This is a genomic window from Paraburkholderia caffeinilytica, from assembly GCF_003368325.1.
Taxonomy (GTDB): Bacteria; Pseudomonadota; Gammaproteobacteria; order Burkholderiales; family Burkholderiaceae; genus Paraburkholderia; species Paraburkholderia caffeinilytica.
In genome coordinates this window covers 2,196,219-2,219,845 of the sequence record NZ_CP031466.1, presented here as the reverse complement: position 1 = coordinate 2,219,845, position 23,627 = coordinate 2,196,219, and the positions used below count along the sequence as shown (strand labels likewise).

The 23,627-nt window shown below is 60.3% G+C and carries 20 protein-coding genes; 16 read left to right on the top strand and 4 right to left on the bottom strand.

The window, feature by feature from the left end; genetic code table 11:
- Window positions 1-358: 358 nt before the first annotated feature.
- Window positions 359-1,687, bottom strand: coding sequence for a shikimate transporter (shiA, locus tag DSC91_RS09840; RefSeq protein WP_115777946.1), 1,329 nt, complete (start codon window positions 1,685-1,687; stop codon window positions 359-361).
- A 366-nt stretch (window positions 1,688-2,053) separates the two neighbouring features.
- Between shiA and DSC91_RS09835 the strand changes: the two genes are divergently transcribed.
- From DSC91_RS09835 to DSC91_RS09815, 5 genes are all read left to right on the top strand, one after another.
- Window positions 2,054-2,278 (top strand): hypothetical protein, encoded by a 225-nt coding sequence (locus tag DSC91_RS09835; protein WP_115777945.1) that lies wholly within the window; start codon window positions 2,054-2,056, stop codon window positions 2,276-2,278.
- Window positions 2,256-2,975, top strand: coding sequence for a GntR family transcriptional regulator (locus tag DSC91_RS09830; protein WP_115777944.1), 720 nt, complete (start codon window positions 2,256-2,258; stop codon window positions 2,973-2,975). The genes DSC91_RS09835 and DSC91_RS09830 overlap by 23 nt, the downstream gene beginning before the upstream one ends.
- Window positions 2,976-3,516: 541 nt before the next feature.
- Window positions 3,517-4,764, top strand: coding sequence for a formyl-CoA transferase (frc, locus tag DSC91_RS09825; RefSeq protein ID WP_115777943.1), 1,248 nt, complete (start codon window positions 3,517-3,519; stop codon window positions 4,762-4,764).
- Window positions 4,765-4,782: 18 nt separating this feature from the next.
- Window positions 4,783-5,568 carry a fumarylacetoacetate hydrolase family protein gene (locus tag DSC91_RS09820; RefSeq protein WP_115777942.1) on the top strand — a complete coding sequence of 262 codons (786 nt, stop codon included), beginning with the start codon at window positions 4,783-4,785 and terminating at the stop codon, window positions 5,566-5,568.
- Window positions 5,565-6,209, top strand: coding sequence for an NAD(P)(+) transhydrogenase (Re/Si-specific) subunit beta (locus DSC91_RS09815; protein ID WP_115777941.1), 645 nt, complete (start codon window positions 5,565-5,567; stop codon window positions 6,207-6,209). The genes DSC91_RS09820 and DSC91_RS09815 overlap by 4 nt, the downstream gene beginning before the upstream one ends.
- Before the next feature lie 68 nt (window positions 6,210-6,277).
- On the opposite strand, the gene DSC91_RS09810 is transcribed toward DSC91_RS09815, so the two are convergent.
- Window positions 6,278-6,583, bottom strand: coding sequence for an HAD family hydrolase (locus DSC91_RS09810; protein WP_115777940.1), 306 nt, complete (start codon window positions 6,581-6,583; stop codon window positions 6,278-6,280).
- Between the two features lie 96 nt (window positions 6,584-6,679).
- Window positions 6,680-7,627, bottom strand: coding sequence for a LysR family transcriptional regulator (locus tag DSC91_RS09805; protein ID WP_115777939.1), 948 nt, complete (start codon window positions 7,625-7,627; stop codon window positions 6,680-6,682).
- Between the two features lie 383 nt (window positions 7,628-8,010).
- On the opposite strand from DSC91_RS09805, the gene oxlT reads away from it, so the two are divergent.
- From oxlT to DSC91_RS09790, 3 genes are read left to right on the top strand one after another with little or no spacing between them, the layout of a single operon-like run.
- The gene (gene oxlT, locus DSC91_RS09800; RefSeq protein ID WP_115777938.1) at window positions 8,011-9,351 is read left to right on the top strand and encodes an oxalate/formate MFS antiporter; all 1,341 of its coding nucleotides are present in this window, start codon (window positions 8,011-8,013) and stop codon (window positions 9,349-9,351) included.
- Between the two features lie 30 nt (window positions 9,352-9,381).
- Window positions 9,382-10,362 (top strand): LysR family transcriptional regulator, encoded by a 981-nt coding sequence (locus DSC91_RS09795; RefSeq protein ID WP_115777937.1) that lies wholly within the window; start codon window positions 9,382-9,384, stop codon window positions 10,360-10,362.
- A complete protein-coding gene (locus DSC91_RS09790) occupies window positions 10,352-11,803 on the top strand; it encodes an aldehyde dehydrogenase family protein (protein WP_115777936.1) in 1,452 nt (483 codons plus the stop codon). Before DSC91_RS09795 ends, DSC91_RS09790 begins: the two co-directional genes overlap by 11 nt.
- An 87-nt stretch (window positions 11,804-11,890) precedes the next feature.
- Here DSC91_RS09790 and DSC91_RS09785 read toward each other — a convergent pair whose 3' ends face one another.
- The gene (locus tag DSC91_RS09785) at window positions 11,891-12,868 is read right to left on the bottom strand and encodes a 2-dehydropantoate 2-reductase (protein ID WP_115777935.1); all 978 of its coding nucleotides are present in this window, start codon (window positions 12,866-12,868) and stop codon (window positions 11,891-11,893) included.
- A gap of 337 nt (window positions 12,869-13,205) precedes the next feature.
- Here DSC91_RS09785 and DSC91_RS09780 point away from each other — a divergent pair, with 337 nt between their 5' ends.
- The 8 genes from DSC91_RS09780 (at window position 13,206) to DSC91_RS09745 (ending at window position 23,600) form a co-directional block, all read left to right on the top strand.
- Complete coding sequence (locus DSC91_RS09780; protein ID WP_115777934.1) at window positions 13,206-14,615, top strand: undecaprenyl-phosphate glucose phosphotransferase; 1,410 nt, start codon at window positions 13,206-13,208, stop codon at window positions 14,613-14,615.
- A 259-nt stretch (window positions 14,616-14,874) separates the two neighbouring features.
- Window positions 14,875-15,975 (top strand): polysaccharide biosynthesis/export family protein, encoded by a 1,101-nt coding sequence (locus DSC91_RS09775; RefSeq protein WP_482811982.1) that lies wholly within the window; start codon window positions 14,875-14,877, stop codon window positions 15,973-15,975.
- Window positions 15,972-16,478, top strand: coding sequence for a low molecular weight protein-tyrosine-phosphatase (locus DSC91_RS09770; protein WP_115777933.1), 507 nt, complete (start codon window positions 15,972-15,974; stop codon window positions 16,476-16,478). The genes DSC91_RS09775 and DSC91_RS09770 overlap by 4 nt, the downstream gene beginning before the upstream one ends.
- 31 nt (window positions 16,479-16,509) lie before the next feature.
- The gene (locus tag DSC91_RS09765; RefSeq protein ID WP_115777932.1) at window positions 16,510-18,798 is read left to right on the top strand and encodes a polysaccharide biosynthesis tyrosine autokinase; all 2,289 of its coding nucleotides are present in this window, start codon (window positions 16,510-16,512) and stop codon (window positions 18,796-18,798) included.
- Window positions 18,798-20,033, top strand: coding sequence for a glycosyltransferase (locus DSC91_RS09760; protein ID WP_115777931.1), 1,236 nt, complete (start codon window positions 18,798-18,800; stop codon window positions 20,031-20,033). Before DSC91_RS09765 ends, DSC91_RS09760 begins: the two co-directional genes overlap by 1 nt.
- Window positions 20,033-21,187: a polysaccharide pyruvyl transferase family protein gene (locus DSC91_RS09755; RefSeq protein ID WP_115777930.1), complete on the top strand. Its 1,155-nt coding sequence runs from the start codon at window positions 20,033-20,035 to the stop codon at window positions 21,185-21,187. The genes DSC91_RS09760 and DSC91_RS09755 overlap by 1 nt, the downstream gene beginning before the upstream one ends.
- 12 nt (window positions 21,188-21,199) lie before the next feature.
- On the top strand, window positions 21,200-22,483 hold the full coding sequence (locus DSC91_RS09750; RefSeq protein ID WP_162831354.1) for a lipopolysaccharide biosynthesis protein: 1,284 nt from the start codon (window positions 21,200-21,202) through the stop codon (window positions 22,481-22,483).
- Complete coding sequence (locus DSC91_RS09745) at window positions 22,473-23,600, top strand: hypothetical protein (RefSeq protein WP_175171894.1); 1,128 nt, start codon at window positions 22,473-22,475, stop codon at window positions 23,598-23,600. Before DSC91_RS09750 ends, DSC91_RS09745 begins: the two co-directional genes overlap by 11 nt.
- Window positions 23,601-23,627: the final 27 nt, after the last annotated feature.

Here is a 23,627-nt window from a genome sequence, read left to right as displayed (position 1 = left end):
TATTCTTGTTTCATATGGCGAGCGCTAAATTCAGACAAAACTCGTTTCGTCGAACGATAGGGTGCGAATCTGGCCTTTGCAATATGAGATGTAAATGCATAATGCATTAGCCTGGTGAAATACGACCGTAATTTGCCGAAATGCGGCGATGCGGCACGCATGCCGGGAACGGACTACTGAATGCAGCTGAATGCAGGGCAGCGAGCGCCGGGAATCGACAAGAAGGCGGAGCGCCAGGGGAGGGGCGTAGCGTGTGAAGTGCCGCAACCCGCGAGAAATCCATCGTTCATTCAAAAGCCAACGGGCCGGTCGCGGCACCTTTGCCACGCCGGCCCGCTGCAATCCTCATTGGCAGGAATCAGGCGGCCGTGCGCCCCGTCTTCATCTTCGCCGCGACCAGTACCGAGATCAGGCAGCCGATCGCCAGATAGGCCGCCACCGGATGCCAGGAGCCGCCGGCAAAGCTGACCAGCGCCACCGCGATGAACGGCGTGAAGCCGCCGCCGACCACGCTCGCCACCTGATAACCCACGCCCGCGCCGCTATAACGGTACTCGGTGCCGAACAGCTCGGTGAACATCGGCTGCTGCACGCTGACGATCATGTCGTGGGCGACGTTGGCGAGCATGACCGCGAAGACCACGATCCACACCGTCGAGCGGGCTTCGAGCGCGAGGAAGAACGGCAGCGCGCTGAGCATGCCGACCAGCGCGCCGACGATATACACGCGCCGGCGGCCGAAACGGTCCGCAAGCCACGCGAAGCACGGAATCGTCACGCAGCTCACCGCGCCGACCAGCAGACCGATCGAGAGGAAGAACTCCCGCGGCATGTGCAGATTCGCGGTCGAGTAGTTCAGTGCGAACGCCGTCACGATATACATCGTGAACAGCTCGGCAAGACGCAGCGCGATGATCAGCAGGAAAGCCTTGGGGTGCTTCAGCAAGGCCTCGACGATTGGCAGCCGTACGCTGCGTTCGCCCCGTTCACCGACCTTCTCGACGAACTCCTTCGATTCTTCCATGCTCGAGCGGATCCACAGCGCGATCAGCACCAGCACCACACTGAACAGGAAGGGCAGGCGCCAGCCCCAGCTCAGGAACGACGCGTTATCCATCGAACGGCTGATGATCGCGACCAGCCCGGTCGAGAGCACGAGGCCCACGCCATAGCCGACCTGCACGCCGCTGCTGTAGAACGCCTTCTTCTTCTCCGGCGCGCTTTCGACCGCCATCAAGGCCGCGCCGCCCCATTCGCCGCCGACCGCGAAGCCCTGGATCGCGCGCAACGTGACGAGCAGCACCGGCGCCCACCAGCCGATGCTGGCGAAGGCCGGCAGCAGGCCGATTGCCGCGGTGGAGAGGCCCATCATCATTACCGTGAGGACCAGCATGCGCTTGCGCCCAAGCCGGTCGCCATAGTGGCCGAACACGAAGCCGCCGAGCGGCCGGAACAGAAAGCCGACGCCGAAGGTCGCGAATGCGGCGAGTGTGCCCATCGCCGGGCTGACCTTCGGGAAGAACTCGGCGTTGAAGACGAGCGCGGCGACGATGCCATACAGCAGAAAGTCGTACCAGTCGACCACGGCGCCGACAAAGCTGCCGAGCGCCGCTTTGCGTGCCTGGTTGCGCGCCGCGCGATTGCCGGCGATCGCCGTATTCGGCGCATCTGGGATGGTGGTACTCATATCGGTGTCTCCTTCGAATTCTCGGGGTGCTGTCTGGAAGCGCGCGGCAGTTGCAGGGCAGGGACGCTGCGGCCCATCACAGGATTCCCCGAAGGTTAATGATACGAAGCGGTTCCCACAATCCGCACGGAGATGAAATTGCGCGATCACCGAACGCGACTGCGCGCATAGCGCGCGTTTTGCGCGTTTACACGGAGCTTCATGTATTCGGACGAGCGGAGGAACCGCCCGCGAGTCGCCCGTGCTACCTTGGATGTGTAATCCTAAAAACAACAGTTACTGATATACTACATACGGAATATTGATTTTTGCGGCGTTGCAGCATATGATTGAGTCATCTCTTTACTCAATCATTCGGAGTTACAAATGGAATTTGTTCCTCTCGCGCTGCTCGCCGTGGGTGTCGTAGGTTTGGGCTCTGCCGCCACCGTTCTGCTGACCCGCTGGATCCCGCAGCCGGTTGCGCAACTTGCAGCGCAACATGGCCGGTTCGTCGGCTTGGGCGAGCAGGATGGCAGAATGACCGCAGTGGCGCCGTATCGCGCGCATGTTCAACAAGAGGCGATGAATGTCGTCAGAACTTCAAACTGAAGCAGTGGCCACACCTTTGACGTTGTCGTTGCAGCCGATCGGCGCGAGCGCGAGCTTGCGCGATCAGGCGTATGTCATGCTTCGTCAGGCCATTGCTGACGCGGATATCTACCGGACTCGCGAAGAAATCCGGCTCGACGAGCGCGTGCTGAGCGAATCGCTGGGTGTAAGCCGCACCCCGGTGCGCGAGGCGATGACGCTGCTTGAGCAAGAAGGTTTTCTGCGCATGGTGCCGCGGCGCGGCATCTATATCGTGCGTAAGAGCAAGCGTGAAATCGTCGAAATGATCCAGATGTGGGCGGCGCTCGAAAGCATGGCTGCGCGCCTGGCCACGCTGCACGCCACAGACGAGGAAATCGCCCGCCTGCGCCACATGTTCGACAATTTCCGCGACGCTACGCCGGCCGAGCACATCGCCGAGTATTCCGACGCCAACATCGCGTTTCATCAGGCGATCGTCGAGCTGTCGAAGTCGCAGATCATTCTCGACACGATCAAGAACATCTTCATCCACGTGCGGGCGATTCGCCGCATGACCATTTCGCAAAGCGACCGCGCGTCGCGTTCGATCGTCGACCACCTGCGCATTATCGAGGCGCTGGAGCAGCGCGATACCGAACTGGCCGAGCGGCTGACACGCCAGCATTCGCTCGATCTGGCGACGTTCGTCGAAGCGAATTGCGATTTTCTGGATTGATGGCTGCTTAGGCGCCTGTTCGGCGCAACCGATGGAAAAAGCCCGCAGTGATGACACCGCGGGCTTTTTTGTTTTTCCGATCCCCATGCGTGAGCGGCGTTGGGCAAGAAAATGGCCCAACACCGTGTCACCGGAATCATCTCCCCGACGCCGCATTCAGCCGGCGTCTTCGGCCTGTGCTCATGGGCGTTCGCCATTTTTCCTTGCTAGTCGTCACCTTGGAGTGGGGATACGCCCAGCTTGACGGTCGTTGAAATATGGTATGTGATATATCAAATGCGACTGAAGCGAGCAGCATCTCAGTGTTTTCCCTCGAATCGAGCAGACCGGCACAGTGTTATTTGGCTGCAATGTAGGCCGCGCAGGCGTTTAGGGCAGGAACCCAGAAGCAGCCAAATTTTGAGATCGCGCTTGATTGAATCTGATATATCACATACCGTATGTATCGAAGCCAACCAAGCATCCGCGCGAGCGGACGCTATCGAGGCGGGCGCGTCGGTCGATAACCGTTGCACACAACTGACTGATCAGGAGACATGACATGAGCAAAGCACTCGACGGCGTGCGAATTCTCGATTTCACACATGTGCAATCGGGACCGACCTGCACGCAGTTGCTCGCGTGGTTCGGCGCGGACGTGATCAAGGTGGAGCGGGCCGGCGCCGGCGACATCACGCGTGAGCAGCTGCGGGATATTCCCGACGTGGACAGCTTGTATTTCACGATGCTCAATCACAACAAGCGCTCGGTCACGATCGACACCAAGAACCCGGAAGGCAAACTGGTGCTCGAGGCGATGATCCAGAAATGCGACGTGCTGGTGGAGAATTTTGCGCCGGGCGCGCTGGACCGGATGGGCTTTACGTGGGAGCGGATTCAGGCGTTGAACCCGCGCATGATCGTGGCTTCCGTGAAGGGCTTCGGCCCGGGTCCTTACGAGGATTGCAAGGTCTACGAGAACGTTGCGCAATGCGCGGGCGGCGCGGCCTCGACCACCGGTTTCGACGACGGTCCGCCGGTGGTGAGCGGTGCGCAGATCGGCGACAGCGGCACGGGCTTGCATCTGGCGCTGGGCATTGTCACGGCGCTGTATCAGCGCACGCAAACCGGCCGTGGTCAGAAGGTGCTCGCCGCGATGCAGGACGGCGTGCTCAACCTGTGCCGGGTGAAGCTGCGCGACCAGCAGCGGCTCGAACGCACCGGCACGATGAAAGAGTATCCGCAATATCCGAACGGGACGTTCGGTGAAGCGGTGCCGCGCGCGGGGAATGCGTCGGGCGGCGGCCAGCCGGGCTGGATTCTGAAGTGCAAGGGTTGGGAGACGGACCCGAATGCGTATATCTACTTCATCACTCAGGCGCCGGTGTGGGCGAAGATCTGCAACGTGATCGGCAAGGAAGAGTGGGCTACCGATCCGAACTACGCGACACCCGCCGCGCGCTTGCCGCATCTGAAGGACATCTTTGCCGAGATCGAACGCTGGACCATGACCAAGACCAAGTTCGAGGCCATGCAGATTCTGAACAAATACGACATTCCTTGCGGGCCGATTCTCTCGATGAAGGAAATCGCCGAAGAACCGTCGCTGCGCAAAACCGGCACGATTGTCGAAGTGGATCACCCGACTCGCGGCAAGTATCTGACGGTTGGCAATCCTATCAAGCTGTCGGATAGCCCGACTGAAGTCAAACGCTCGCCCCTGCTGGGTGAACATACCGATGAAGTGATGGCTGAACTCGGCTACTCGCCCGAGCAGATCAGTGCATTGCGGACCGCCGGCGCGATTTGAAAGCTCAAGGAGCGATGTATGGATACGTGGATGCGTTTCATGTCGAGCGACGGTGGCATCGTGTTCGGCCGGGTGGAAGGCGGCTATCTGCACGAGTACGAGAGTCTCGTTCAACCGGTGCCGACCGGCGCAGTGTTGTCGACACGTGCGCTCACGCCGCTCGCGCCTTGTGCGCCCGGCAAGATCGTCGCGTTGTGGAATAACTATCACGCGCTCGCGGCGAAGCTCGACAAGCCCGTGCCGGCGCATCCGCTGTTTCTGCTGAAGCCGGCGGGTTCGGTGATCGGTTCGGGTGAACCGATCCGTCGGCCGCTCAGCTACGCGGGCAAGATCGTCTACGAAGGTGAACTCGGCATCGTTATCGGGCGGCGCTGTCGTGACGCGAGTGTCGAAGAGGCCGCGGAATCGATCTTCGGCTACACCCTGGTCAATGATGTGACCGCAGCCGATCTGCTGAACGAAAATCCGCACTTCCCGCAATGGTGCCGCGCAAAGGGCTTCGATACGTTCTGCTGCATCGGGCCCTCGATCGTCTCCGGTTTCGACTGGCGCGAAGCGCATCTTGTGACGATGCTCGACGATGTGGAGCGGCAGAACTATCCGCTCGCCGATATGGTGTTTTCGCCTGCCGAGCAGGTGAGTCTGATTTCACAGGACTTAACGCTCGAGCCGGGCGATGTGATTGCGTGCGGCACGTCGGTCGGCGTTGGTTCGATCAAGGACGGCGCGACGGTGACGATCTCGGTCGACGGGATCGGCACGTTGAGCAATACGCTGACTACTGTGTGTGAGATAGCGCTATGACGCGACGGCCGCGGCTCGTTGCGTTGCTCGGCAGCGGCACGGGACTCGCCGTCATGGTGGGCGGGTTTGCGTGCTACCTGTCGGCGGCGGCGCAGGCGAATGTCGAGCGTATCGAGCTCTACGCCGCGGTCTTCATCGGTGCGTTGGTCTTCGCCACCTCCGCGATCGCGTTCTGCAAACTGCGCGGCGTGTTGGACCTGCGCGCAGTCGCGCGTCCCGGCCACGGCATTGTCAATGTCTCGGCGCTGCTGCTGTGCGGATGGCTCGGCTACGGCTTCGTCACCGAACAGGCACAGCCGTTCGGACTCGCTGCACTGCTTGCGATGAGCGTACTAGCCGTTGCGCTAGGCACGCATCTGATGACCAGCCGCGAGTACTCGACCGATCGCAATTCACACGCGCATGCATTTGCGGGACGTTGCGATGGATCTGCGCCGGAGCAACGCGGGCTGCTGGCGCGTATCGAATGGCACGGCGGCGAAGAGCAGGCATGGGCGCTGCGTGAGATAACGCCAGGCATCGTGCGCGCGGCGGCATATCGGCACCGCCGCGGCTGGCATGACACTGGAACCGCGGGCGTGCAAAAACGCGGGCTCGTCCGCCAACGCGCCATCCGCCGCGCGATGTGCCGTCAAGGATGAATACACCGATGCCACCGATGCGTCAGGCGGCAGGCCGCGCGAACGGCGGAATCGTCTCGCCAATGCCCTTATTCGCCGCCTGCCGCGAATTCGCTGTAGTACCTGGCCTTCTTGCTCAGAATCATCTGGGCAAGAAACTCCGCGTCGTACGCCGTGTGAAGATGCGGGTGAAACCGCTCGATGAAGGCAGTGATGCGCGCCGCTTCACTGTTGAATTCCTTCAGCACGTCGAGCGTGGCCTGGTCCCAGCGGAACCGCAGGCCAAGGTCGCTGAAGGCAGCGTTGTACGCGCTCAGATGGGCGTCGTCGGGGCTGTCCGCGGTAGCGCGTGCGGTACGCGTGCTGGGATGAGACTCAACCGAAGCGCGGTTCATGATCGGCCTCCTGGGCTGACAAGTAAGGGAACTCACTTGCAGCATAGGGATGCTGACCAATCCGCAATAGTTAAAGTTTTATTGGCTGTCCATAGCCTACTGCTTATAGACGCTCAATTCCTTCACGCGCGTGATCTGCTCGATGAGCCCCGCGCCTTCCTCCATGAGGAAGCGTTTGAAGGCGACGGCAACCGGCGGCAGGCGCTTGTTCTTCCGATGCACGACGTACCAGTTGAGCATGACGGGAAAGCTCTCGACGTCGAGCACGACCAGATGGCCGAGCTGCAGCTCGAGACTGATCGTATGCGCGGACAGGAACGCGATGCCCATGCCGGCGATCACCGCCTGTTTGATCGTCTCGGTGCTCTTGATCTCCATCGCGATCTTCAGATTGGAGAGACGGCCGGCGAAGCCTTCTTCCATCGAATTCCAGGTGTCCGAGCCGCGTTCGCGCACGATGAAGGCCTCGTTGGCCAACTGGCTCATCTTGATGTTGCGCTTGTGCGCGAGCGGATGCGTGGGCGCCGCCACGATCACGTACGGGTGCGGCGCGAACGGTTCGTTGGTCGCGTCGGTTTCATGCGGCGGCCGCACCATCACCGCGAGATCGGTCTGGTTGGTCGCGAGTTGATGCAACAGTTCCGCGCGATTGTGTACCGCGAGATTGAGCACGACGCCCGCGTAACGCCGCGTGAATTCCGCCAGCAGACGCGGAAAGAAGTAGTCGCCGGCGCTGATCACCGCGACGTTCAGTTTGCCGCCGGAGACGCCCTTGAGCTGACTCATCGCCTCGTCGACTTCGTGAAACTGCTGAATGATCGCGCGGCTGTAGTGAAGCATCTCGGTGCCGGCCGGCGTCAGATAGATTTTTTTGCCGAGCTGCTCGAACAGCGGCAGACCGGCATGTTCCTCGAGTTGCCGGACCTGGGTGGAGACGGCGGGCTGCGTCAGATGCAATTCTTCCGCGGCGCGCGAGAAGCTCAGGTGGCGCGCCACCGTTTCAAAGACCTTCAATTGCCGCAGAGTCGCATTGCGCATCGTCATGGCCAATGTATAAGCAAATATGAATCGACATAATAACAAACTTTAATTATTAGTTATTCAGCAATGACCCTAGCATGGGTCTGCATAAGAAGCGAAATTGCCGGTGCGGTACTCGGCGCGATACCCGGGTTAACGCTTGTATTCGAGGCGTAGCAGGGGAAGCGGCGAACGTCGATGCAGTCCCGATTTTTAATTGATCGGAATAAAGAATTCGTCAGAAAAACGACGATTCAGGCAGGGCAGGCCTTAAAGAATTCAGATTAAAGACGCAAATATTAAATATTCCCGAATGGCAAGGCTGTTCGGGTCACAAGCATAAGGTGAGACGCATGCAGTGCGGCGTGACGGCCGGCCGCACTCAATAAATAGCGGAGACAAGGCTCATGGACGATATCACTCAGCAGACCACGGCTCGCGCATTCTGGGGGAACCGTTGGTGGCAGCTCGTCATCGGCATGGTGTGCATGGCACTGGTGGCCAATCTGCAATACGCATGGACATTGTTCGTCACACCGATGAACGCGCGGCATCACTGGGGTGAAGCATCCATTCAGCTCGCCTTCGCTATTTTCATCCTCACGGAAACGTGGCTCGTGCCGGTGGAGGGCTGGCTGGTCGACAGGTTCGGACCGCGCCCGGTGGTCGCCGGCGGTGCGGTATGCGCCGGCCTCGCGTGGGTCATCAACTCGTATGCGACAACCTTGCCGATGCTGTATGTGTCGGCGGTCATTGCCGGGATCGGCGCAGGCGGCGTGTACGGGACCTGTGTCGGCAACGCATTGAAGTGGTTTCCGGATCGCCGCGGTCTTGCGGCCGGTTTGACTGCCGCAGGTTTTGGCGCCGGCGCGGCCGTCACCGTCATTCCGATCGCCAACATGATCACGCGCTCAGGTTACGAGCACACCTTCTTTTTCTTCGGCATTCTGCAGGGCGTATGCATACTTTTGCTCGCGCTGCTGTTGAAAAAGCCAAACTTGCGCCAGCAAGCCGCACCGAAAAAGAAGTTCGCGGTCTCCAAGGTCGATTACACGCCGGGACAGATGATCAAAACGCCAGTGTTCTGGGTGATCTACGTGTCGTTTGTCGCGGTGGCGGCGGGTGGCCTGATGGCGACCGCGCAAATCGGTCCGATCGCCAAAGACTGGGGGCTCGCACGCATCCCGATGACGATCTTCGGCATGACCCTCCCGCTGCTCACCGCCACCCTTTCCATCGACAACATCTGCAACGGTTTTACCCGTCCGCTGTGCGGTTTCATTTCCGACAAACTCGGCCGTGAAAACACGATGTTCGTGATCTTCATCGGCGAAGGTCTCGCATTGCTCGGCCTCATGCAGTACGGCAGCAACCCGTATGCGTTCATGACCTTCGCGGCATTGATCTTTCTGTTCTGGGGCGAGATTTTCTCGATCTTCCCGGCTATCTGCGCCGACACTTTCGGCAGCAAATATGCGGCGGCCAATGCGGGCACGCTGTACACCGCGAAGGGCACGGCTTCGCTGCTGGTGCCGATTGCTTCGGTGCTGTCGGCCACAGGCGGCTGGAGTCTCGTCTTTATCGTCTCTGCCGTCGTCACGATCGCCGCGGGCGTCTCGGCGAAGTTCATTCTTGCGCCAATGCGTTCGCGCTGGATCGAAGCGCACAACGAGCCCCAGGGCGTGCTGGCCGTTGCCGGCAGCAAGGCTTCGCGGCTTAGCCATTGGCCCGAGCAGAGCGGGGAATAGGGTGACCCACCCACACCCGGCAGTGACGTCATGAATGTTTCGCTACAGCAACTCAAGGTGTTTGTCGCCGTCGCGCGCGAACGGAGCTTTACACGCGCGGCGCGCGAGTTCGATCTGACGCAGTCGGCGGTGAGCCGTTGTGTGCGCGAACTCGAAGACGCCGTTGAATTGAAACTGTTCGACCGCACCACGCGGCAGGTCGAACTGACTCACGCGGGTGCAAGTCTGGAGCGCAGAATCGGCCGCCTGCTCGACGAAATCGAGTTGACGCTGCGCGAGGAACGTGCCGCTTACGACGGACACACCGGCGTGGTCGTACTGGCGAGCAATCCCGTGTTGTCGTCGAGTTGGGTGGCTCAGGGACTGGCGCGTTGCGCGTCGGCGTTTCCCGAGCTGATCGTATCGGTCAAGGATCAACCGCAAGGCAGTGTGCTGGCGAGCGTCGAGCAGGGCGAAGTGGACTTCGGCGTGGTCTCGGTGGCGGAACCGCTGATCAGCGATCAGTTGCACGCACAAGTGGTTTTCACGACGCCGCTGCATGGGGTGATGCCCCCCGCGCATCCGCTGGCGCGGCAAGCCAGCGTCTCGTGGCGTGCGTTGCACGAGTGGGCGCTCGTCACGTTGAATGCCGACGCGGGTGTGCGCGCCGCGCTCGACCTTGCCTTCAATTCGCACGGCCTGAAGCGACGGCCCGTGCAGGAACTCGGACATGTTGCGGCAGTGTCGCGCATGGTCGAATTGGGTCTTGGCATTGGCGTTCTACCCGTCGATGAACATTGGCCCGCGCCCGGCGCTTCACTGGTGAGCCGGCCGCTGGTTCCCGCGATGAATCTGACGACGCTGCTCGTGCATCGCCGCAACCGCTCCCTCAGACCCAACGCCGCGGCGGCATGGGCGCAGTTTGCCGCGCCCGCTGCCGCGGCTTCGAATGCCGCCGGCGCCGCGCCGGCCGATCCGCTGCCGGTCAGCCCAAGCAACATCCCACGCAAGGAGCTTCATGATGGAAACTGAAACCGACCTCAGGCACCATGATTTGCTGATCGACGGCAAGCGTTTGCCGCCCGGCACCGGCGAATATTCCATCGACATCGACCCGGCGACCGAAGAGCCGATTGCGCTGGTTGCACAAGGCAGCGCGGCCGATGTCGATACGGCGGTGCATGCCGCGCGTGCCGCGTTGAAAGTGTGGAACGCGATGCGGGCGGCCGACCGGGGCCGCATCCTGATGCGTCTTGCCGGCCTGATGCGCGCGAATCTGGACGAGCTCGCGGCGCTCGAAAGTCTCGACGCCGGCAAGCCGATCTCGGCGGTGATGCGCCAGGATATTCCCGCAGCGATCGATACGCTCGAATACTACGCAGGCTGGTGCGACAAGATCAATGGCCAGGTGGTGCCGGTGCGCCCCGATGCCTTGACCTACACGCTGCGTGAGCCGGTCGGCGTGGTCGCCGCGATCGTGCCGTGGAATTTCCCGCTGATGATCGGCATGTGGAAGATCGCCCCCGCGCTGGCGTGCGGTTGCACGCTGATCGTCAAGCCCGCGGAGATTACGCCGCTGACGGCGTTGCGCATCGGCGAACTCGCGCTTGAAGCGGGCGTTCCGCCGGGCGTGCTGAATATCGTCACGGGCAAGGGGCGGGTGGTCGGCGATGCGCTGGTCGCGCATCCCGGCGTCGACAAAGTCACGTTCACGGGTTCGCCTTCGGTAGGACGCGGCATTCTGCAAGGCGCGGCCGGCAACTTCAAGCGTGTCACGCTGGAGCTCGGCGGCAAGTCGGCGAACCTGATCTTCCCGGATGCGAATCTCGACAATGCGGTGCGAGCGGCGGCGTCGGGCGTTTTTTTCAACACCGGCCAGGTCTGTTCGGCGGGCTCGCGCATTCTGGCGCACCGCGACGTCTACGACGAAGTTGTCGAGCGTCTCGCGGCGCGTGCGAAAGCGATCAAGGTCGGCGATCCGGCGGCGCGCGAAACGTCGATGGGGCCGCTCATCTCCGCGGCACAGATGAAAACCGTGCTCGGCTATGTCGAGACGGGGCGCTCCGAAGGGGCGTCGCTCGTGACCGGCGGTGCGCGCGTGGGCGAGCGCGGCTTTTTCGTCGAGCCGACGGTGTTCGCCCATGTCGAGCATGAAATGCGCATTTCGCAGGAGGAGATCTTCGGGCCGGTGGCAAGCGTGATTCGCTTCGACGACGAAGCCGATGCGATCCGTATCGCCAACGGCACGTTGTATAGCCTTGCGGCCGGCGTGTGGAGCGCGGATATCGGCCGCGTGCACCGGGTCGCGCGCGACCTGAAGGCGGGCACCGTGTGGATCAATACCTACGGCTATACGGATGTGCGTTTGCCCTGGGGCGGTTCGGGCGATTCCGGCTTCGGCCGCGAGCATGGCGACGTGGCGATCGAGAACTTCACCGAGCCAAAGGCGGTGTGGCTGGCGATCGATCAATAGGTGCTGCAAAAAAGGATCGAACGCGCGTGGCGTTCGATCCTTTCCTGATCAGGCGTGTGAGACGTCGATCGAAGCGCCGACGGGCGCTCAATCTCCCTGCAATGCCATCCTTTCGCGCAGTTTGACGAGCGCGAGCACGACGTCGATAGTTGGCGTGGGCTCGCCGACGAGACAACCCATTTCCTGCACCACCGTGAGCAGCGGGTCGATCTCCATCGGACGGCGATTCTCCAGATCGACCAGCGTCGAGGTCTTATGCGCGCCGACGGCACCCGCACCGTCGATGCGTTTTTCCACATCGACGCGAAAATGCACGCCGAACTGATCCGCAATGCGCTTGGCTTCCAGCATCATCGTGCGCGATACCGCACGCGTGCCGGGGTCGCTGGTGAGGACATCGAGCGTGGCGTGGGTCAATGCGCTGATCGGATTGAAGCATAGATTGCCCCACAGCTTGAGCCAGATTTCATCGCGGATATTGTCGCGGATCGGGGCATCGAAACCCGCGGCCTGCATGATCTCGTGCAACTGCTGAATGCGCGGCGTGCGCTCGCCGCTCGGCTCGCCGATCGGGAATTTCTTGCCGTACACATGCTTGATGACGCCCGGCTCGACGATTTCCGCTGCGGGATAGAGCACGCAGCCGATTGCGCGTTCCGGGCCGAGCTTGTTCCATTGGCTGCCGTCCGGGTCGATGCTGGCGAGCCGCGTGCCGGCGAATTTTCCGCCGTGCTGGTAAAAGTACCAATAAGGAATGCCGTTGACGCCGGTGACGATTGCCGTGTGCTTGCCGAGCAGTGGCTGCATGGCATCGACCACGCCGGGCAGCGAGTGCGCCTTCAGCGTGACGATCACGACATCCTGCACGCCCAGCTCGCGAGGGTCGGACGTGCAGCGCACCGGCGCGCTGAACGTTTCGCCGTCCATGATCAGGCGCGCGCCGTGTTCGCGCATCGCCGCGAGATGCGCGCCGCGCGCGACGAAACTCACGTCCGCGCCGGCACGCGCCAGTTGCACGCCCATCAAACCGCCAATCGCTCCTGCCCCGAAGATACAGATCTTCATGATGCCGCCCCTGTGACTATGAGAAGTCGCTTGCCCGATGCCGCGTATCGTCTTGCCGTGGCGGCGGGGTCATTGTTCGAGCATAAGTCTGCAAGGTGATTGCAGATAGTTAAAGTTTCTCGATCGATGTATTAGGAATTGGTTATAGACGTGGAGCAGTTGGATTTGCAGGAGCAAGTTCAGACTCAATGAGAGCTTGACTTGATCCGGCTGAAGAATGCTGCGATGCATTGGGAAACTTCTTAGGCCAGAACAGATTGCATAAGAGCAGAATGCGCCTTCGTTGAAGAGTGATGCATTCGGGTGGCATTGCAAACGGGTCATTGGGAGCGATGCCATGAGGTTTCGTCAAACTGCTGGCCGCGATTTCGCGGAAATGGAAAGCGTGCTGGCACGCCTGCTCGACGTGATGCTGGTCGCACTGAGTGCCGCGCTTGCTTCGCTCCTGTTCGCGGCCGGTGCGGCTCATTCGATTCTCGAAGGCGCTTTCGTCGCGTTGGACATGGCATTGGCGATTTTGCTGTTGCCCTTGTTCGGTATCTATGAATCGTGGCGCGGTCGCTCGAAATGGCGCCTTGTCCTCAACATCGTGTTCGGCTGGATCGCAGTGCAGGTTTGCGGCCTTGCGATCATGTTTCTGCTGCATCGCACTGCGTCGGTGTCGCGGCTCTGGTGCGTGAGCTGGACTGTCGTGACAGCGGCCGGACTCGTCGCATCGCGGCTGCTCGTGCATAGGGTGCTCGGCCGGATCAGGCGCGCCGGGCGCAATCTGCGCATGGTTGCGGTAGTGGGCGCAGGTGCCCATCGCGATAGCGTGATCGGCAACATTGCTGGTTCGCCTGATGCCGGTTTTCGAGCGGTTGCCACGCTCAATACGCGGCAAGCCAGCGCGCCCGATTTTCCGGGTCTGCCATCGTTTGCGTGTTTGCGTGAATTTGCGGCCTGTGTGCGACGTGAGCAGATCGAGGAGGTGTGGCTCGCGCTGTCCATGTCCGAAGAGGACACGGTGTTGAAGGTCCTTGACGAATTCAAGGGCGACCTCGTCAATCTGCGTTTCATTCCGGACGTACGCAGTCTCGCGATGTTCGACCGAAACGTGGTCGATCTGATCGGTGTGCCGGCCATCAATCTGATGGCGTCACCCATGACTCCGTACGCCCTGCTTCAGAAAGCGATTTTCGATCGGCTGTTTGCGGCCACGGCCTTGCTTGCGCTGGCGCCTGTGATGCTGTCGATTGCCGTGGCGGTCAAGATAACCTCGAAGGGCCCCGTGCTATTTACCCAGCGGCGCAAGGGCGCCGACGGACGTGTATTCCGCATCTACAAGTTTCGCTCGATGCGCGCGCACAAGCAACAGCCCGGGGTGCTTCGTCAGGCTACCCGCGGGGATCCGCGCATCACGCGTGTCGGCGCGTTTTTGCGCCGCACGAGTCTCGACGAGCTGCCGCAGTTTCTCAATGTGCTGCGCGGAGAGATGTCGGTGGTGGGGCCGCGGCCGCATGCAATAGAACACGATGACCAATACCGCAGCGTTGTCGACGGTTATATCCATCGTTACAGGATCAAGCCCGGCATTACCGGCTGGGCGCAAGTGAACGGCTTTCGCGGAGAGACCGACCGGATCGAAAAGATGCAGGGGCGCGTGGAACACGATCTGTACTACTTGAGGAACTGGTCATTCTGGCTGGATATGCGCATCGTCGTCGCGACGGTGGTGAAGGGGCTGGTGCATCGGAATGCGTATTGATCCTTAGCCTCCGGGCGTTCCAGGAGAACGTCGGCCGGCGGAACTGTGCCGGCTGTCAGGTGGCTTTCATCTCAATGCAATATGAATCCCGTCTGCCCGATGGTGGGCAGCGAGAGCGGCGCTACGGCGTGCTCGCATGAAGAATAGGTTGAACACGATGTTAGCGGTAATTCAAACGGGCCCGGTCTATCGGCTTGGTGCATTGATGGCTGCGGTCGCCTTGTTGACCAGCGCGTGCGCGGGGGCGCCCGGGATGCGGATGGAAACGTCCCGTGTACACAAGATGCCGGGTATTGACGGCGGTGTCCCCCCAACTGGAGATGCCGGTGAAGGTTCGGCAAGCGAGAAGGTCGATGCGACCTCCGGCACGCCGGATATTGCTATTACCGAGGTCAATGCGTCGCTGATTTCGCGCCTCGCCCAAAGTCAGAAGCAACAGCAGGCCGAGCTTTCGCAGTTGCTGTCTGGCGCCCCCCCGGCTTATACCGTCGGCCCTGGCGACGTGCTGCAAATCGTCGTCTGGGATCATCCGGAGTTCGCGGCCGCGCTGGGTTCTTCGCAGACGCAATCGTCGGCGCGACCCGGCGACCCGCTGCCCGGATTCATCGTCGATCAGAACGGCAGCCTGACGTTTCCGTATGCAGGTCCGCTGCACGTGGCTGGTCAGCGGACGGATGAGATACAGCAGCGCTTGAGCGGCGCACTTGCGAAGTACTTCGTCAAACCCCAGTTGACTGTGCGCATGGCCTCTTACCGGGCGCATCAGGTCTATGTCGACGGCGAGGTGCGTAGCGCGGGTGCCCTCGCGGTCAACGACGTGCCCATGACGCTGTATGAAGCAATCGGCCGCGCCGGGGGCTTCAGCGAAACCGCCGACCAAAGCGACCTCGTGCTCGTGCGCGACGGCGAATCTCATCGTGTGAACCTGACGCAGTTGCTGGCGCAAGGCGTGAGTCCGTCGCGGCTCTATTTGAAAACCGGCGATCTGTTACGCGTCGCGTCGCGCGACGAAAACGACGTGTATGTGATGGGCGAGGTCAACAAGCCGATCTCGGCGATTCCACGCAGAACCGGCCGCATCACGCTCGCGGATGCGCTTTCGCAGGCTGGCAGCGTGAATGCATCCACCGCCGACGCCGCGCAGATGTTCGTGGTTCGCGGCTCATTGTCAGGGACGCCGCAAGTGTTTCACCTCGACGGCCGGTCGCCGGTCGCAATGCTGCTCGCCAAGGATTTCGAGTTGCAACCCAAAGACGTCGTGTATGTCGACGGTAGCGGCCTCGTTCGCTTCAATCGGGTGCTGAATCTGTTGATGCCTTTGATCAGCACAGGTTTGACGGCGGGGGTGATCGCGAAATGATAAAGCGCGTGCTGGTTGTCTGCGCAGGAAACGTGTGCCGCAGTCCGATGGCAGAAGCCCTTCTTGCGTGGCATCTCGAGTCGGTAATGGTGGAGTCAGCCGGCATGACGGCGTTGATCGGTCACGGAGCCGATCCAGTCGCTGTCAGCCTGATGGGCGAACGAGGCCTCGATATACGGTCACACCGTGCACGTCAGTTGGTCACATGGATGCCCGCTACCGCCGACCTCGTGCTCGTCATGGACCGTCTCCAGCGGCAGCAACTCGAGCATCGGTTCGCATCTCTTCATGGACGCGTCTATCGGCTAGGCGACATGCCGGCGTCGCCCCGCCATTCGGACGCGGGCTTCGATATTCCCGATCCGCATCGCAAAGGCCGTGCGGCATTCGAAGAAAGCCTAAGGCTTATCGAAGCTGGAGTCGAAGGATGGGCCGCGCGCATCGCGGAGCTATCCGGCGGCCGCGTGGCGTCTGTTCCCGTTGTCGGCGAATCGTCAACCTGACGGCCGGAAAAAAACCCTATCTTTACGCACAATGAAACCGTTGCAATCGCCCGCAAACGAGGCGTTAAAACAAGATGATGTGATTGACCTGATTGGGGTACTGGATGTGTTTGTCGGGTACCGATGGGTCATTCTCAAGATTTGCCTTTGCTCCCTCGCGCTTGCGACGGCGTTTGCCTTTCTGCTCCCTCCGCTTTATCAGGCGGATATCTCGGTTCAGGTGGAGGACGGCAGCGGCTCGGGTGCCGCGCAGAGTTTGCTAGGGGACGTGTCGTCACTTTTCGACTACAACTCGCCGACGTCGGCCGAGCAGCAGATCATGGCGTCGCGGCTCGTCGTAACCAGTGTCGTCGACGAATTGCGTAGCTATATTGTCGTGCGCCCACGCCGGTTTCCGTTGATCGGTAATTTCATATCCGGGTTCAATGATGCTGTGATGCGTCCCGGTGTCCTGGGCGTCGGAGGGTGGGCATGGGGCACGGAAAGTGCCGACATCGTTCAGTTCGACGTGCCAAAGCGGTTGGAAGGTGATCAGTTCGCGCTCTCGGTGCTTTCGGGCAATCGCTACCGTCTGTCTGGTTGGGATCTTGATGAGGCCGTTACCGGTCGGGTCGGTGTGGCTGAGGTGTTCCAGACGAGCAGTGGGCCAATGACTTTGCTTGTGAAGTCGTTCAATGCCGCACCCGGAACGAAGTTCAAGCTGACCCGGAAATCGCGGCTTGACACGATCATGAGCATGCAGAAGGGCCTGGAAATTCAGGAGAAGATCAAGTCGTCAGGCGTTCTCATTGCAACCCTCACGGCAACCGATCCCGTGTTGGTTCGGGACCAGTTGCAGGCGATCGGCCGCTACTACGTGAAGCAGAACGTCGAACGCAAAGCCGCTGAAGCGGCGCAATCCCTGGTGTTCCTTGATACGCAGGTGCCGCTGCTCAGAAAGCAGTTGGAAGACGCCGAGGCGCGCTACACGCAGATGCGAAAGAAGCAGGGCACCGTCGATTTGCCGGAGGAAGCCAGGATAGCCATTCAGCAGACTGCAGATTCCAGAACGCGGATGCTCGAATTGCAACAGAAGCGCGATGAGCTCGCTTCGCGGTTCACGAATTCGCATCCCGATGTGATTGCGCTTAACGCGCAAATCGCCGCTCTTCGTTCTCAGCAAAGTGCGTTTGATCAGCAGATGAAAATCTTGCCCGGCGTACAGCAGGACGCAGCACGTTTGATGCTCGATGTGAAGGTGGCGACCGATCTCTATACGGCGTTGTTGAACAATGTGCAGCAGCTGAAACTGGTCAAGGCAGGCAAGACCGGAAGTGTGCGCGTTGTCGACACGCCTGTCATTCCCGAAAACGTCGCATTTCCTAATCGGCCCGTAACGATCGCTGCGGGTGCGTTGCTCGGATTGCTGTTGGGTGTCGGCTTCGCGTTCGCTCACAACTTTCTGTTCGCGGGGATTGCCGAAGCGGACGAGATTGAGCGTCATGCCGGTTTGCACGTGTACGCGACGATTCCGGAGTCACGCAAACAACAGCAGATCGATCGGAACAGCATTGACCATGCATCGGCTGTTCGCCTGCTTGTTGAGGCTAATCCTCGCGAACCAGCTGTCGAAAGCCTGCGGAGCATGCGTACGGCACTCCAGTTCGCGATGTTGAACGCAAGAAATAACGTGATCCTTATCTCCGGCCCTACGCCTGGCGTCGGGAAATCCTTCGTATCCGCGAATTTCGCGGCACTGCTGGCAACGAGCGGAAAGCGAGTGCTAGTCATTGACGGTGACCTTCGCAGGGGCTATCTCCACGAATACTTCGGTCAACAACGCGCGCGCGGCCTGACAGACGTCATTACTGGGGCCCTCTCTCCAGATCAGGTCATTCATCGTAGCGTTGTTCCGAATCTTGACTTCATCTCCACTGGTGTGCTGCCGCCTGGCTCCGCCGAGATACTGATGCATGAGCGCGTAGGGCAACTTCTTGAAAACAGCGCACACGATTACGACGTGGTGCTCGTCGACTCAGCCCCGGTTCTGGCCGCAGTCGACGCGGTGGTGCTGGCGGAGCATTGCGCGACAGTGATGCTCGTCGCCCGGGCCGGTCATACGCGCGTTGGGGAACTGGTGGAGTCGGTGAGGCAGTTTGCGCACGCCGGAATCACGGTTAGCGGTGCGCTTCTCAATGGTCTCGATCCAAAGTCCGGACGACGGAGCTACAACCGTAAGAATGGTGGTTACCGATATGTTCAGTATTGCTATGAAGATCCTCGTCCTGCATTGACGAGCCGCTGGCGTCAGCTGCTTACCCGTTATGATCGGGGGCAGTGATGCAAGTCAGTACGGAAGGTGTCGCCGAACGGTCACGGTCGGTGGATGCCGGCAATTTTGTGAGCACATCGCCGGTTCGCCGAGATATGAGGGCGCCTCCTTTGCGGGTGGCGCTCGTCGTTGAAGCGGCAGGTGGTGGCGTAGCGGTCCATATTGCCGATATGGTGTGCGGCCTGCGCGCTTGCGGTGGCTTCGACATTCATCTGATTGTCCCGATCGGCGACCGTTTCGACGGAGTGATTCTTACCGAGAACCTGCTCGCGCAATGCGATACGGTTCATCGTGTTTCGATGCACCGCTCGGTTGGTACGGCGGACATGATCGCCTTCGCTCAACTATCCAGGTACCTGCATAGGATCCGGCCGGACATCGTTCACAGCCACAGTTCGAAGGCGGGAGCGCTCGCGCGGATGTGCATTGGACCGTGGGCGCAGGTCTACACGCCGCACGCTGTCTACACGCTGAATCTTTATTTACCGCGGGCACAACGGCGGTTTTACGGGCTGATCGAAGGTTTCCTCGGCCGTTTTCGGAGCGACCGCATCATCGCTGTTTCCGTCGACGAAGCGGAACATTTGCAGCAGGTATTGCGTATTCCAGCAGATCGCATCGAAACGATTTTCAACGGCGTGCCCGCACCGGCTTTGCTTCCGTCGATTGAAGCGCGAGTTGCGCTCGGGTTGTCGCATGACGCCGTCGTTGTCGGTTTTGTGGGCCGTCTGGACTTCCAGAAAGGCGTTGACCGGCTGGTTCGGGTCGCACAGCGCCTCCTCGAACGGGGCATGGATAACGTCATTTTTGCGGTGATGGGTCCCGGTGACTTCGGCAGCGTTTCAGGCGTGAACGAAGAGTGCGTTCCCACGAACCTGCGCTTGCTTGGATTGATTCCAGAAGCACGCCGCTACTTCTCCGCCTTTGACATCTTTGCACTTCCAAGCCGCTACGAAGGTTTTCCTTATGTCGTCCTCGAGGCTATGGCGGCCGGTATCCCGATTGTGTCTACCAGGGTGTCCGGAGCAGCGGAACTGATCGACGCCGAACAGATCGGCTTTGTTGTTCCCAATGAAGACGACTCAAACCTTTTTGCGGACGCGACAGCGGCGCTCGCCCGGAACCCGGCGATGCGCGATCGCATGAGCCGTAACTGCGAGCGCGCCGCCGAGCGATTTTCAGCTACTGCAATGGTCGAACGGACCGCCGATCTTTACCAGCGTCTGCTTAGGGGGATTCATTGATGTCAAACAGCACGCATGTAGTTCTCCTTCACGCGTACAGTTCGAAGAACTCTGGAGACGGTCTGCTGGTCGACCTGTCAATCGACCTGCTGAAGCAGGCCTTTGGGGAGGCGACGCGAGTGTCGATCGTCGCTGCTGATCCGGCTTCCTTCTCCCAATACCCCGAGGTTCACCCGGCACCGGTTCTTGCAGAAGCGGGGATCGCCCGTATTGCCGGAGCGGTCGGTATGACGCTGCCGATCGGCAAGAACCGCCGGACGCGCGAGTTGTTGCAAATTCTGTCCTCGGCCGATCTTCTCGTCGGTGTCGGCGGGGGATACTTGCGTGCGCGCAACTGCATGGAAGCTTTCAAACTGGAAGCGGGTCACCTGCTTCAGATGCGTGCGGCGTGTCTGTCGGGCAAACCGACCGTGTACTTGCCGCAAAGCATTGGACCTTCGATGCCGGCACGACCGTTGCGCGCGCATCTCTCGAGAATGCTCGCGAGGTTTTCTTGTGTGTTCGTTCGTGATGACCGCTCTGCCTCCTTCCTGGCCGACAACGCGAACACTCGTCGCGCGCCTGATCTGGCTGTGCTGGACTTCGAGCGGCGCAGCGCACAGATCATGGCGCAAGCGGAGAAGTCTCGCACCCGTGTGGCTCATGTGGCATTCGTTCTACGGCGGGCGCCGAAATGGTCGATGCGGCAACGGGAACGGTACGAGAGCTCCACGCGACAACTGATTCAACGATTGAGGCAGACATGCCGGATCAGCTTTGCCGTGCAGAGCAGAGGGCGCGGCAACGACGACCTCGCGTACTACCGAAGCATCGGCGTCGACGGCGAGCTTGTGTCGCTGAAAGAAATGCTGGCCACGGATACGCCGGACTTCGTGGTATCGGTCCGCTTGCACGGCTCGCTCGAGTCAGTGCTGAGTGGCGTTCCTTCCTATCACCTTAGCTATGAGCGCAAAGGCTTTGGTGCATATTCCGATCTCGGATTGGACGGTTGGGTTGCCAATGCGGCTGACTTCGACCCCGAGAATGTCGCCGCGGCAATCCTCGCGCCGGGTGCGATTCGTAATTTCTGGGCGAACACCTCCTCTGGCTTCGAGCGCATCCGTGCTGCACGGGAACGGATACTTGTCGAGCTCCGGGCCGCACGGGGCTTATAGCGCGGGATGGTTATGCACCTGTTCATCCGGCTCGCCTTTCGCATCACGTCGCTAGCGCTGAAATTCGCGCTAACGGTCGTTGTCGCCCGTATGCTCGGATTTGCGGCTGTGGCCGACTACGGTCTGGCGCTTGCCGTGTCGGTTGTGTCGTCCAAATTGCTCGGACTAGGATTCAGCACCGAAATGAACCGACGATTGAGCGCCGTGAACCCGGGCGACGCGATTCAGGACGCGCGCCGTTTACTCCTGCTCTATTGCCTCGTCTACGTGGTGATCGGTGTCGCCGTCTTGACTGTGCGCAGCGGTGCCGGCTTCGACTGGTTTCGTCGAATCCCACCTGGCGTTCTCTGGGGCGCGATGTTGGTGGCCTTCTCCGAACATATCGGGCTTGAGACAACTTCTTATGTTTTTTCGCTGCATCGGCCACGCCTGGGCGCACTGCTGCTTTTCATTCGCACGGGTGCGTGGGCCGGCGTCGCGATTCCTGGTCTACTCACCGGCATGATCGTATCTATTGAGACGATCTTCACGCTCTGGTGGGGGACGAACGTGATTGCCGCGCTCGCGGCATGCTGGTGCATCTGGCGTCGGGGACTTGAGGCAAGCCTGGGGCAGCCGGTGTCGCGCAAGGTAGGCGGCGTTCGCTCGGTGTGGGTGACGGGTTTGCCGTTCTTTGTCGCGACAACCGTATTGTCCGGTCTGCAATACGGCGAGCGATTTCTCGCGAGCAGTACGATCTCTGCTGATTCGCTCGGCCGCTACGTGTTTGCATGGTCGATCGCAAATGCTATCCAGACGATCGCCTATGCCACGATCGTGATGACGGCCGGGCCGCGGCTGGTACGTTCGTTGAGCGGGGCCGGCAGCGACTTCTGGTCGACATTGCGAATTTCGATGCGGTCTGCCCTTGGCATCACGATTATTGCCGCGGTTGCGATTCTGATTGCTTATAAGCCGATTTTCCACGTGGCCCGCGAACCCTCCGGTAGCCGTGAACTCACCATGTTGAGCATTCTGCTTGTCTCCTTCGTCCTCCGCTCTATCGCCGACGTTTATTGGAGTGGCGCAGTCGCACTGCGCCTGGGCAAGCAGGTTGCCATTGCAATGACTGTCGTAGCGGCTATCGGTATTCCAGTGGAATGGCTATTGGTGACGCAGCTAGGCGCAATGGGCGTGGCGCTGGCGCACCTGGCAGCGAGTACTGGGATCGTGGCGATATTGGCGTTTATCGTGATGCGTGTCCGTGCTGTACCCGAAACTGCAACCGCCAACAGAGAGGCTATTCATGTTCCGTAAGGTACTCAATACCGGCCCGCGGTTTAGCAACGGTGTCGTTCGATTGATCTCCGGCTTTGCGATCCTGTTGTATATGACGATGTACTGGAAAGCCAGCATATTTCTGCCTGAGTTCGTGTTCCGCGACTCAGACAAGATTCAGTCGCAGATTGGCGGGTCAAGCACCTATCAGGATACCTCTTTTGACGCGGTCGCGAAGTTTTATTCTTCGCTCGGTAGTGTCGGCACGAACCTTTTCGTGGTGAGTGTCGGCGCCTTGTTCATCTGGCTGATGTTCGGATACTCGAAGCGGCTTGGCGGTTTGCTGTTGAATACCGTGCTGATTGCGCCGTGCGTGTTCTTCAATTTATTCGTTGCCAGCAAGGACACGATCGTCGTTCTGATGTCTATCGTGCTTATTCTGATCGGCCGGAGATGGGGCGTGCGAAATCTCATGGTCGCCGCAGTTGCTCTCTATGTGGGGTATGCGTTGACGGTGCGGATCTATTTTGCGCTGATCCTTGCGATCGCAGTGGGCGCGTGGGTATTTCGTCGAGCATCGCTGCGACTGAAGACGGTTCTGATCCTTGCGGTTCTGGTGGGGCTGTATATGTTGCCGGATATCGCGTACTACGTTTTGTTGCATCCGCGCGATATGGCTGTCGACTACCTCGTCGCCGGCTCGCCCTATGGTGCGCGAACAGGTTTCTACAACCTGTTCGCGCCGGACTCGTTCGCTGCTTTCTGTGCGGATTACCTCTACGCAATCCTGAAGTTGAACGTTCCGGTTCTGTTTTATCCGGGGCCGAAGGAATTCCTGATGCTGGTTTTTGTATGGATCGCGGTTGGTTCCGTATGCGGCCGAACATCTGATCATCTGGAAGGAACCGGGATGGGAGCCATAGATGTGCTCGCAAGTCTGGTAATCGGTCACATGGCGGTTTCGATGTTATTCGAGCCGGACCTGGGAAGCTACATTCGACACCTGTCGAGCGTTGCGCTTTTTTGTGCATGGCCGCTCAACTCATTAGGACGCCGATCAGGTTCATTGTGTGGATCCGCGTTGATACATCGTGCTCCGGGTTCTTCTGAAGCGCCGATGCGGACACCCGAAACTCGAGCGCCACGTCACGCATGATTTCATTTCGGAATCTATCGAGGACGG